Annotated in this window: 11 protein-coding genes and 3 pseudogenes; 7 read left to right on the top strand and 7 right to left on the bottom strand. The window is 62.3% G+C overall.

The genetic code is table 11. The features are described from left to right. The 5 genes and pseudogenes from PGX04_RS23055 to PGX04_RS23035 form a co-directional block, all read left to right on the top strand. Positions 1 to 363 (top strand): annotated as a pseudogene (locus tag PGX04_RS23055) (hypothetical protein); the annotation flags it as partial. Beyond that, a pseudogene (locus tag PGX04_RS34160) lies at positions 314 to 454 on the top strand (hypothetical protein); the annotation flags it as partial. The pseudogenes PGX04_RS23055 and PGX04_RS34160, both read left to right, overlap by 50 nt. Before the next feature lie 77 nt (positions 455 to 531). Further along, positions 532 to 888, top strand: coding sequence for a sensor histidine kinase (locus PGX04_RS23045; RefSeq protein ID WP_273740651.1), 357 nt, complete (start codon positions 532 to 534; stop codon positions 886 to 888). A gap of 220 nt (positions 889 to 1,108) precedes the next feature. Further along, the gene (gene gnd, locus PGX04_RS23040) at positions 1,109 to 2,008 is read left to right on the top strand and encodes a phosphogluconate dehydrogenase (NAD(+)-dependent, decarboxylating) (protein WP_273740649.1); all 900 of its coding nucleotides are present in this window, start codon (positions 1,109 to 1,111) and stop codon (positions 2,006 to 2,008) included. A 162-nt stretch (positions 2,009 to 2,170) separates the two neighbouring features. Continuing rightward, positions 2,171 to 2,476: a HalOD1 output domain-containing protein gene (locus PGX04_RS23035; RefSeq protein WP_273740648.1), complete on the top strand. Its 306-nt coding sequence runs from the start codon at positions 2,171 to 2,173 to the stop codon at positions 2,474 to 2,476. 333 nt (positions 2,477 to 2,809) lie between these two features. Here the strand turns inward: PGX04_RS23035 and PGX04_RS23030 are convergent, their stop codons facing one another. Continuing rightward, on the bottom strand, positions 2,810 to 3,013 hold the full coding sequence (locus tag PGX04_RS23030) for a hypothetical protein (protein ID WP_273740647.1): 204 nt from the start codon (positions 3,011 to 3,013) through the stop codon (positions 2,810 to 2,812). A 443-nt stretch (positions 3,014 to 3,456) separates the two neighbouring features. On the opposite strand from PGX04_RS23030, the gene PGX04_RS23025 reads away from it, so the two are divergent. After that, a complete protein-coding gene (locus PGX04_RS23025) occupies positions 3,457 to 3,831 on the top strand; it encodes a hypothetical protein (RefSeq protein ID WP_273740646.1) in 375 nt (124 codons plus the stop codon). Between the two features lie 471 nt (positions 3,832 to 4,302). Here the strand turns inward: PGX04_RS23025 and PGX04_RS23020 are convergent, their stop codons facing one another. From PGX04_RS23020 to PGX04_RS23005, 4 genes are all read right to left on the bottom strand, one after another. Further along, on the bottom strand, positions 4,303 to 5,205 hold the full coding sequence (locus PGX04_RS23020) for a carbonic anhydrase (protein WP_273740645.1): 903 nt from the start codon (positions 5,203 to 5,205) through the stop codon (positions 4,303 to 4,305). A gap of 1,148 nt (positions 5,206 to 6,353) precedes the next feature. Continuing rightward, positions 6,354 to 6,719, bottom strand: a complete 366-nt coding sequence (locus PGX04_RS23015) for a 4a-hydroxytetrahydrobiopterin dehydratase (protein ID WP_180842743.1) — start codon at positions 6,717 to 6,719, stop codon at positions 6,354 to 6,356. Between the two features lie 79 nt (positions 6,720 to 6,798). Continuing rightward, positions 6,799 to 8,049 (bottom strand): hypothetical protein, encoded by a 1,251-nt coding sequence (locus PGX04_RS23010; RefSeq protein ID WP_273740644.1) that lies wholly within the window; start codon positions 8,047 to 8,049, stop codon positions 6,799 to 6,801. 57 nt (positions 8,050 to 8,106) lie between these two features. Beyond that, positions 8,107 to 8,301 (bottom strand): hypothetical protein, encoded by a 195-nt coding sequence (locus PGX04_RS23005; protein WP_273740643.1) that lies wholly within the window; start codon positions 8,299 to 8,301, stop codon positions 8,107 to 8,109. An 86-nt stretch (positions 8,302 to 8,387) separates the two neighbouring features. On the opposite strand from PGX04_RS23005, the gene PGX04_RS23000 reads away from it, so the two are divergent. Beyond that, complete coding sequence (locus PGX04_RS23000) at positions 8,388 to 8,780, top strand: thiol-disulfide oxidoreductase DCC family protein (RefSeq protein WP_273740642.1); 393 nt, start codon at positions 8,388 to 8,390, stop codon at positions 8,778 to 8,780. Positions 8,781 to 8,807: 27 nt separating this feature from the next. Here PGX04_RS23000 and PGX04_RS22995 read toward each other — a convergent pair whose 3' ends face one another. Together PGX04_RS22995 and PGX04_RS22990 are read right to left on the bottom strand one after the other, a co-directional pair. Next, on the bottom strand, positions 8,808 to 10,268 hold the full coding sequence (locus tag PGX04_RS22995) for a lipase maturation factor family protein (RefSeq protein ID WP_273740641.1): 1,461 nt from the start codon (positions 10,266 to 10,268) through the stop codon (positions 8,808 to 8,810). A gap of 91 nt (positions 10,269 to 10,359) precedes the next feature. Next, positions 10,360 to 10,605: pseudogene (locus PGX04_RS22990) on the bottom strand (MFS transporter); the annotation flags it as partial.

The following is a 10,605-nucleotide window of genomic DNA, read 5'->3' as shown; positions in this document are numbered from 1 at the left end:
GTCGGCCCCGGCGCTCGAGCCCCCCTCGCCGAGCGAGACGGCAGCCGGGAGGCCGTCTCCGAGGGGGACCACCGCGCGGACATCGTGACCCAGTTGCTCGAGACGACGCGAGCCCTGTTCTCCTGTGAGTTGCGCGAGGACGTCGCGGACGTCGTCGTCGACGCCGCCGAACGGGTGCTCGGGTTCGGCGTCGTCTCAGTTCGCCTCTACGAGTGCGACGCCGAGGAACTGGTCCTCACCGCGGCCTCCGACGCGGTCGGTAACCTGTTCAGCGAGCGAAAACGCGTCTGCGTTTCCGAGAACACGATGGGCGATTCGTTCCGTCGGTCCCGAACCGGTCATCATCGAGGACCTGCAGAATAGCTCACAGTACGACTACGGACCGCTTCGGGGCGCGATGATCATTCCGATCGCCGACCACGGTCTCCTCAACGTCGGTTCGCCGGTCAGCGGTGCGTTCGACGACCACCACGTCCAACTCGCACAGCTGCTGACGGCCAGCGCGGCTGCCGCGCGTGGGCCGATCCCGGGCTGCGAGCCGTCGTCGACAACCTCCTCGAGAACGCGGTCCAGCACACGGGATCGGAGCCGATCGTCGAGGTGTCGGTCACGCGCGACGGCGAGGCGGTCCACCTCTCGGTCGCCGATGACGGCCCCGGCATCCCGCCGGCGGAGATCGACGTCGTCACCGGTGAGACCGACATCACGCAACTGACCCACGGGAGCGGCCTCGGGCTCTGGCTGGTCAACTGGATGATCGACAGCTACGGCGGCAGCGTCTCGTTCGCACGGTCGGCCATCGGCGGCAGCCACGTCGAAATCACGCTCGAGGCCGCGCCGGCCGACCCCTCGGACGCGATGCGATCCGGCGGTCGGCCGAGTTCCTGACCCGATTTCGCGGCCAGGCTGGTCCGGGCCTCTGCGACGACCGACTGAGTCCGCTGCAGCTCTCGAACGGGCCTCTTACTGGTCGCACTCAACGGGATTACTACCCGACCGCACAGAACCGAAACCACTCCCACACCGTCCGCCACCGAACCGAAATTACTCCCACACCGGCCGCCACCGAACCGCAACCACTACCACACCGGCCGGCCGACCCATATCCATGCAACTGGGCCTGATCGGACTCGGACGGATGGGACAGATCGTCGTCGAGCGCACCCTCGCGGCGGGCCACGAGGTCGTCGCCTTCGACCTAGACGAGGACGCGGTCGCGGCGGCGGCCGACGCCGGTGCCGACCCCGCCGACTCGATCGCGGACTTCGTCGATCGACTCGACGACGAGAAACGTCTCTGGTTGATGGTCCCAGCCGGCGACGCGGTCGACGTCACTATCGAGGAACTCGAGCCCCACGACGACGGCGACGATATCGTCGTCAACGGCGGCAACTCCAATTTCGAGGACTCCGTCCGCCGCGCCGAGGCCTGCCCCGCGGCGTATCTCGACTGCGGCACGTCCGGCGGCCCCGCCGGTGCCGAACTCGGCTTCTCGCTGATGGTCGGCGGTCCCCAGTGGGCCTACGACGAACTCGAGCCGGTCTTCGACGCCGTCGCGACAGGCCCCAACGGCCACGAACGGATGGGGCCCGCCGGCTCGGGCCACTACGTCAAGATGGTCCACAACGGCGTCGAGTACGCCCTGATGCAGACCTACGGCGAGGGGTTCGAACTGCTCCACGAGGGACGGTACGATCTGGACCTCGAGAACGTCGCGTCGGTCTGGAACAACGGCGCGGTCATCCGCTCGTGGCTGCTCGAACTCTGTGAGGAGGCGTTCCGCGAGGAGGGGACCGACCTCGGGACGGTCGCCGATCGCATCGAAGGTGGCTCGACCGGCACCTGGACCGTGCAGGAGGGCCTCGAACAGGAGGTTCCCCTGCCGTTGCTCTACACCGCGCTGGCAGAACGGTTCGGTTCGCGGGCCGACGACGGCCGGTTCTCGCGGCGCCTCGCGAACCGACTCCGGTACGGCTTCGGCCGGCACGAGGTCCCGCGGCGGGAGTGACCGTGCGTCGATACCGGAACACGTATATCCGATATCGGAATAGCCGGTGGTAGCCACCTCGAACGACGCCGTAGTGGTATCTGACGAGTCGTCCTTTTCTCCATCTGAAGCTGGGAGAAATATTGGGCCATCTTCTTTACTCCCGGTCCCCGACCACCAGTCATGCACTCATCGCAGTCGCTATCCGCCACGGCAGACACCTCGCTTAGCATGACCGTCATAGATCTCGTCGCCGAGGCCGACGACGCCGATCCGCTCGACCTCGACCCGCTGTACGACGTGATCGATCCCGACATGCTCGATTCACTTCCCGACGCCGACGGCTTTTCGGGCCTCGAGTTCGTCTATCAGGGGTATATCGTCTCCGTCACGGACGGCAACGACGGCGTCGAGGTAACGCTCGCGGAAACGGGCGTTTCGGTCGACGGATCGACCGGCGACCTCGCCGACACCGAATTTTCGACGTAGGGCGATCTGCGGCGCATGCTACCGGGTCGCTGATCGCTTCTCGCGTTTTCGCGGGCGTTATCGTCAGAAACGAGTTACACTGATCGCACAGCCGTCGCGTGATCGGGGACGCACGCGCTAACCGACACAGAGAATTCGAAGCGGGAGTGAAGCGAAGTGGAACGATAGCAGCACATTTTCGTCCGGCCGACTCCGAACGATTCGAATCCGAGACGGGACGGAAATCGGCGCGAAGTTCAGTAGACTGATCTCGTTCGAAAACCGAACGGGGTCGACGAATCGTATCGGTCCGCTATCGCCCCGCTGGGCCCGCATCGAAATCGATCGGCTGCGCTACGTTCGGTCATCGGTGAGTTCGAAGAACCCCTTCTCGTGTGCGATCACACCCTCGGAATTGAGCTCCGAGATTCCACGACTGACGGTGTCATCACCGTATCCGTACTCGTCCGAGAGTGTGCGCCTGAGCGACTTGTGGGTGTGGTTCTCTCGCTCGAGTGCGTCGATAATTCGCTCTTTCAGGAGTTCGAAGTCGGTCATCGCTCTGGCTCTGGCTACGCCGCCGAGACAGGTATGCCTTGTTCGTATCGGGGTTTCACGCTCGAATCGCGCCCTCTCAGTCCCCGATCGTTGCGAGCACCGCAATCACGAGCGTATCGGCACGGTGAATCCGGATGTGAGTTCCTGCCACGACATGCTCCAGCAGGGACAACTGCGAGCGGAACTGCCAACTACACTCGAGTTTTGCACGACCGGAAGCAACTCGTGAGTCCGGGATTCGCGCCCGGACCGTTGTTACTGCCGTGAGAACGCGGCAGTGACGGAACGGTCATCTCGTTGTACAGGTGGTATCGGCGGTCGCTCCGGCAGACCACCGAGCGGATCTCCGGATTCCGGATGGATCCGAACGCGGTCGTCGACGAACTCGAGCCCGGCGGCTCGCAGTAGCCACTCTTATCAATATCTTATCCGATTGAAATTATATGAACAGGCGGACGGTACTCTATGGGAGCGGTGCAATATTCATATCGGCACTCGCCGGCTGCTCGAGCGACGAGACCGGCGGTACCGGCGACGATGACGAACCGGAAACGGTCGTCGACGAAACGATCGCCACCGCGTCGAACTACAGCGTCGACGCCGACGCGGGTGACGTGATCACCGTCGACATCACCGGGTACGAGAGGGGAGGCAGTATCCGCGTGGTCAACGTGGACGGGGCCGTCGAATCGATCTATCGCGAAACCGTCGAGGCCGACGCGTCGTTCGAGGTTGCGATTGAGGACGCCGGCACGTACGAAATTCGAGCGGTTCCACGGGGAGAGACGAAGATTCGGGCTCGGATCATTCGCTCGTAGGCAGCTATCGATACCGCCGGCCGCCGACTGTGTCGACCCAATTGCTGAGCGAGTACGGCGACGATATTCCGGACTCGGCCTCGAACACCCAGGATCTCAGCCGTCTTCGGTCTCGCGCTGGCGCTCACGCTCGCGCATAGGGGATTATTGTGACACAGTGATCTGGTCTCTATGCAGGGGCACGTAGACATTATATTCAACCCCCTGCAGAGGAGGATTTAGCTACGTCGGTTATCCCTTCCCCGACGTAGCTTTTCAGTGCTATCGACGACTCGAGAAACCCAGTTCTCCCTACTGCCAGTCGAGAAGGTGCAGAACTAGACAGTGACGAATCACGGAATAAGACAATATTATGAACTTTTAACCGTGACACTGCGTCTTCACACCGTCCACACCGTGGCACTGATGACTGGTTTGGATAGAGTAAACCCATGCCTTGCCACTTAAAGATCCGTTATCTATGGTTTTCACTTAGTGAAGTATACTCTGAACAAACTCCTTATACCGATTCGGAACTTGTTGCTTGAGTTGACACTGGTCGGTTTCACCGTCGATATTGACCAAATAGGTTCGTCCTCGCATACCTTCGTACGCCCCTTGGAAATCGTAGACGAACCCATAGAGATTCCGCTCTTCAGATACTGCATCACTGTCGAGAAGGAATCGAATCTGTCGATGAACATTGTATTCGACGAGTTGATTGATGACTTTAAGATCCTTCGTCTCTGTATCAACACGGTCTGATTTGAGCCCCTCATCGACAATATCTACAAGTACTTCCAGTTCTTGTCTGATTCCAGGTGATTCATTGAGCTGTTTTCCAGTTGCAATCTCATAGGCAGCAGTAATCGCACCGCAGTCAGTATGCCCGACAACAACTCCGTTTTCGGAATCCGCCTTTTCGAGTCCGTAAAGAAAATCACCGTCTACAACTCGTTCGCCCTCTACTATACTGATTGCTTTATTTCCTATATTGCTCGGTTTAAACAAGAAACCCGCCTCAAGAGCACCAAGAAACATGCCTTCTTGGGAGACTCGTGAATCAGAGCAACAGACAGTGGTCACAGAGGGTGCTTGACTGTTTTGGACATCGCTGAAATAGCCGTCCGGTAATGCGTTTGTCCACACTTGGTTTCGCTGCAGCAGACCAGTGAGACCATTGCTGAAAGAGTGTTTATTTACAGGTCTGTGGAGGGCAGTGTTCATACTGGCTCGTTGAGTAGTTTTAGCATCTGCTACCCCGGAGACGTCCCAGACTCCTAGCATCGCGAGACCGATCGCCCCCGATTGAACGAATCTCCGTCGGGTGGTCTCTCTTTCGTCTGTTTCTCCGGTGTGCCGCAGGTCAACGTCCGTTTCTGAGCTATCGGGCATTGATCAGGTTTTTATAGATGATCTATCAAAACTTAAAATGTGCGTTTACTCATCTGTTTAATCTTTTGATTATCCCATCTTGGTCGAATAAAACCACTGTTATGGTTAGACGATCCTATATCTATCATTGGAGAGACGGGATACAGTCGGCAGTTCCCATCAGAACTGATTGCTGACTCGATTCCAGTCCGTCTCGAGGAAGTCCTCTCTGACGTTCGGATTCTCAACCGCCAACTGATCCAGCCGCTCACACTTGGTCCGGCGATCCGTAACCTTGAGGAGACGATCGAGGTCTATAGACGACTCGAGGCAGAGGACGTGGACAGTGCGGAGGGCAGCCGATGACGAGTGGATATTCAAAGCTGCTGCGAGGAAATAGATTCAAACATACAGGCAGAGCGCCCCCCGACAGTGGACAGCGAGTGAATTAATTAGTAAGTAGAACGGCCTACATACCTTTTTTCCGCCTCGGGATTCCCCACTTCGTTCGGAACATCTCGTCTGTTCACGGGTGCGTAGCGCCCGTTCGCATGGCCCGCGGGACCGGAGGACCCGCGCTGGCGCAAAAATCTACGCTACAAAGGCCGCCTTCGCGGGCTTCGCCCGCTCCGGTGGTGTCGTTCGAAAGGCGCTCAGCGCGCTTTCGTGATGCCGAGAGAGCGATGCTCTCTCGTCGCAAACCGCTCGCTTCGCTCGCGGATGCTGGCAGCGGTAACTCCTTCGTCTATACTTGCTGCGAATTGCACGAGTATTTCTACATAAAGAAAGCGTACTACTATCTACTGATACTGATTATTGTCCTCGAAAACCATTTCATATCTCAACCCCGAGCGCGAGGTAGACGGATCGTTGTATAAGCACCATCGTGCTCTCCGTCGGTTATTCACAGCTCCAGTCGTGGACTGCTATCGGTAGTCACACCACTGTTGGAAGTCCAGTCGCAGTATACGGCATGGTTCGGTCGAAGCTTTTGCCGATTGGTCCGTCGAGTTCACCAATGCATCGTATCGAGCCGCAACCGATCGAGTCGTGCCCCGTCTTCTCTCAAGCCGTCTTCTGCGTCAGATAAAACCGCGGAGGGTCTCTCCCCCTCTGAAGAGAGCCGCTTCACATGCAACAGTAGTGTGTCTGTGGTCGGATCGCCAGCGCTACGCGTCTTCGTCGGGTTCGTACTCCGCGTAGATGCGGTCCATCCGAGCGGCCATCACGAAATCGGTCTTGTGGAGGCCGTCGATCTTGTGCGTCCACATCTCGATCGTCACCTCGCCCCACTCGAGCTGGATATCCGGATGGTGCCACTCCTCCTCCGCCAACTCGCCCACTTCGTACGTGAACTCGAGGGCGTCCCGGAAGTCCTCGAACGCGTACGTTCCCTCGAGGTGGTGGTCGTCGACGACGTCCCAGACGTCGTCGCGAATCTCCGCGAGATAGTCGGCGTACTCGTCGGACTCGAGGGGTTCGTCCTCGCTCGTACAGGCCTCGCACTCCTGGTCGGCGAGTGCTGGTTCGGACATGGACGATACGACGACCGGGAACGACGTGAAGATTTGGGCGGAAGCCCGTGCTGTCTCGAGGAGCCCAAAACAAACCAAATCAGACGGGTTCCCGAAGCGCCCAGACGTCCTCGAGCGGCTCGAGCCGGTGCGGTTCCGCTCCCCGTTCGGTGAGGATCCCGGTGTGGTACAGCATCGCCTTCAGCTGGAACACCGTCGGCGAGTGGTAGACCGAGCCGTCCTCGAGCGCCGAGCGCCGAAGCTCGCCGTCCTCGGTCAGTACCCGGCTTCGGACGCCGTCGTCACCCCGAATGAACAGTTCGACGGTGAACGACGGATGGAGCTCGTGCAGATAGGTGACCGCGTCCACCAGCGACGGCTCCGTGATTCCGTCCTCGTACATGGTCTGTAACTCCGTGACCAGCAGTTCGGTCGCGGGATAGGCGAAGAGCACCCGCCGGGCCAGCCGGCCCCACGCGGGCGCGAGATCGACGAATCGTTTCCGGGATCGGAACCAGTCCTCGAACTCCGCGAGCGCCGCCTCTACGGAGCCACAGCGGGCCGTGGCGAATCGAACGACTTCCTCGCCGAGCGATGTCAGTTCGATGCCCTCGACACTGACGCCGTCCTCGATCAACCCCAGGAACGCGGCACCCTGTCTGGCGCTTTTCACGGCGCTCACGACATCGTACTCCGACAACAGCGCCGCGGTGTCTCCCGCCGCGTAGTGGGCGAGCGGATAGCCGAGGTAGTTCTTCGGGTGGTTCAGTCCGAACGACGCGTTCGCAACCCCCTGCGCGCTCGCCTGGAATCGCAGCGCCGTCGCCTCGCTCGTCGTCCGATTGCCGACGACGCGGGGCACCTCGAGCGCGTCGACCGTCCCCGCGGAATCGACGCCGAGAACGCCGACGTTCAGCTCTCGCGCGAGCGTTCGATCGGTCTCGGAGATCGCGGCCGCCGGCGCGGCGAGGTAGGCCGCGTTCGCCTCGTGGAGCCGATCGTAGGCCTGCACGATTCCGAGCTGCGTGTCGACGCCGCCGCTCGTCTCCCCCTTCGCTTCGATGGCGATCAGCGGCGGTTCGTCGCCGAGGCGCTCGACGGCCAGCAGGTCGGACTCGAGGGTCCGAACCCCGACGAGATCGGGATAGCCGCCGCCGATCCGGACGTGGTTAAACGGTGCCAGAGCGTCGCGAATTGTCGGATCGACGGGGTGCCCCGGAAGCCACTCGGCTTTCGAGAACTGGGTGTCGGCCACCGCGTAGGCGGTCGACTCGTCGTCCGCCGGAAAGAGCCGCCGCTTCGCGTGGGCCAGCACCTGCGGTTCCGAGAGTGGTCCCGCCGCGCTACTCATGGGTCCCCATTGGCCAGCTGTCCCAATAATGTTCTGGCGACGGGGCGACGAACCGGCTCACTCCGCTTCGACTGCGAACGCGCCCGGCTCGAGTTCACTCGCGATCCCGGCGAAGACGGCCGCCGTCCCGAGGAGGGCGAGGATGATTCCACCGATCCACGCCACCGACCACGCGTCGACGACCGCGACGAGCCAGCACGCGCCGACGAGGACGACGCCGCCGGCGACGATTAGCCGAACGAACCGCTCCATGGGTGTCGTTTCGCCGTCCCGATCCAAGTATCCCGGTGCTCGAGACCGAGAACAAGCGTTAGTAGCTCGGGGCCCCACGTCCCTCTATGAGCGAGAGCGAGGCGACGCTCGTCTACGACGACGACTGCGGCTTCTGTACCTGGTGGGCCGACTACTTCGACGAGCGGACGGCCCTCCGCATCGTCGGCTTCAGCGATCTCACCGACGAGCTACGTGCGCGACTGCCCGACGACTACGAGGACTGCTCGCATCTGGTGACCGACGACGAGGTGTACTCCTGCGGGGCGTCGATCGAGGAGGCGCTCACCCGCACCGACGTCGGCGGTCCCGTCGACGACGTCGTCGAATTCCTCCGGCAGTTCGAGGACTACGAACGGTTCCGCGAGCGCGGCTACCGGTGGGTCTCGGACAACCGCGACCGCTGGGGCCGGTATCTCTCGAAGACGCCGCCGGCGCGCCGGGGATCCGACGACGGCTGAACTGCGTCCCAAATACGAGCCGCCGAGTCACCCAAATCGCCGCCGGCGTCCCCGCAATTCCTCGAGCGAGACCGGCTGGACGTACGTCCCGACGCGCTCGCGTGACCACCAGCGGCCGCTTTCGCTCCGCTCCTCGGGCGTGGTGTACCGGTAGCGGTACCGGACCGCACGGACGTGTGTTGGCGACTCCCCGTCGAACGGATCTTCGGCGAGCAGCGCGAGCGTCTCCGCGTCGGCCTCGAGCAGTTTCCCGAGGAATCGCGGGAACCACGGACTCCGGCGCGGTGTCGGCGACATGGCGGCGAACCACAGCTGCCAGTCGAGTCGGAGGTGGTAGGGTGCGACCTGCGGCGGCCGGCGCTCGGGGTCCGTCGGCTTCCCTTTGAACCGGTAGGACCGCCACTCCGTCTCCGGTGTGAGGTCCTCGTCGGCGGTCCCCTCGACGACGACCTCGTAGCGGTCCCGCGTTATCGAGCCGAACGCGCCGTAGGTGTTGACGAGATTAAGCGGATCGAACGAGGTGTTCATGAGCTGGCTCTCGGACAGCATGTTTCGCACCGGTTGGACGCTCAGGACGATCACGACCGCGGCCAGGAGGGCCGCGAGGACCTCGAGGTAGAGCGGCGTCGGCGCGGTCGCGGGCGCGGAAATCGGGAGCGCGGCTGCGAGCACGCCGTCGCTGAACGTCGGAATCGCCAGCACGATCGTGAGCGCGTTCAGCCAGGCGAAGTTACCGGTGACCAGCAGCCAGCCCTGAAAGCCGATCGTCGCCAGCCCGGCCAGCGCCGACAGGGGCTGTGGCGCGAAGTAACAAAACGGGACCAGCAACTCGAGGACGTGGTTTCCGAACGTCTCAATCCGGTGGAATCGATCCGGGAGGTGGTGGGCGAACCAGCTCACGGGGTTCGGGATCGGCTGCGTCTCGTAGTGGTAGTCCATCGCGGTCAGATCGCGCCAGCAGTCGTCGCCGCGGAGCTTGATCAGCCCGGCACCGAACATGTTGCGAAACAGCACCCACTGCAGGAGCAGGATCACGACGAACGGCGGTGCGACCGATCCCGCCCCCAGAAAGATCGCGAGAAACCCGGTCTCGCAGAGCATCGACTCCCAGCCGTAGCCGTAGAACGTCTGGCCCGCGTTCACGAACGACAGATAGAGCGCCCACAGCGCGGCCCACAGGGCCATCGAAATCGGCGTCGCGAATCCCGCGGGGAGCCAGTACGGCACTCCCACGAGCGTCAGCGCCGAGAGCACCACGCCGGTCCAGGCCGCGATGGCGATCGCACGGTCGCTCGGCACGAGATAGAAGAGGCTCGGCCGGTCCCAGAACGAGACACCGTTGACGTACCGCTCGAGCGGCAACAACCCATCCTCGCCCGCCAGCGGTCGAAACTGACGCGCAGCGACGAGAAACGCGAGCAGGTACAGCAGCGCGAGGCCCCGCTGGAAGACGAACCGGACGAGCCAGTAGCCGTCACCCTGCCACATGGTCAGCCGTAACTCCGCGGACGGTCAAAGGCGTGACGCGTGAGTCCGCCGTCGGCTCGAGCGCGTCTTTCACGACTCCACCGAGTGTCCGTCAGGAATCCCCGTATCGGAACCGCAACACGCCGCCAGCGACCGCTACGACGAGCCCACCGGTCGCGAGGATTCCCAGTCCCGGCGCGTACGAGCCGGTGAGGTCGTGCAGCGTCCCGACGAGCACCGGGCCGAGGAAGCCGCCGATCTCGCCGACGGCGAAGATGAATCCCACGGCCGTCCCGGTCAGCCGCGCGCCGATCCCCTCGAGCTCCGGCGGGATCGCCCGGATGAGCGGCGAGAGGCC

The sequence above is a fragment of the Natrinema soli genome (assembly GCF_028618695.1).
This window is presented reverse-complemented; position numbering and strand designations above follow the sequence as displayed.

Coding starts and splice junctions, on each gene's coding strand:
- gnd (WP_273740649.1), top strand. CDS start 1,109: ATGCAACTGGGCCTGATCGGACTCGGACGGATGGGACAGATCGTCGTC.
- PGX04_RS23035 (WP_273740648.1), top strand. CDS start 2,171: ATGCACTCATCGCAGTCGCTATCCGCCACGGCAGACACCTCGCTTAGC.
- PGX04_RS23030 (WP_273740647.1), bottom strand. CDS start 3,013: ATGACCGACTTCGAACTCCTGAAAGAGCGAATTATCGACGCACTCGAG.
- PGX04_RS23025 (WP_273740646.1), top strand. CDS start 3,457: ATGAACAGGCGGACGGTACTCTATGGGAGCGGTGCAATATTCATATCG.
- PGX04_RS23020 (WP_273740645.1), bottom strand. CDS start 5,205: ATGCCCGATAGCTCAGAAACGGACGTTGACCTGCGGCACACCGGAGAA.
- PGX04_RS23015 (WP_180842743.1), bottom strand. CDS start 6,719: ATGTCCGAACCAGCACTCGCCGACCAGGAGTGCGAGGCCTGTACGAGC.
- PGX04_RS23010 (WP_273740644.1), bottom strand. CDS start 8,049: ATGAGTAGCGCGGCGGGACCACTCTCGGAACCGCAGGTGCTGGCCCAC.
- PGX04_RS23005 (WP_273740643.1), bottom strand. CDS start 8,301: ATGGAGCGGTTCGTTCGGCTAATCGTCGCCGGCGGCGTCGTCCTCGTC.
- PGX04_RS23000 (WP_273740642.1), top strand. CDS start 8,388: ATGAGCGAGAGCGAGGCGACGCTCGTCTACGACGACGACTGCGGCTTC.
- PGX04_RS22995 (WP_273740641.1), bottom strand. CDS start 10,268: ATGTGGCAGGGTGACGGCTACTGGCTCGTCCGGTTCGTCTTCCAGCGG.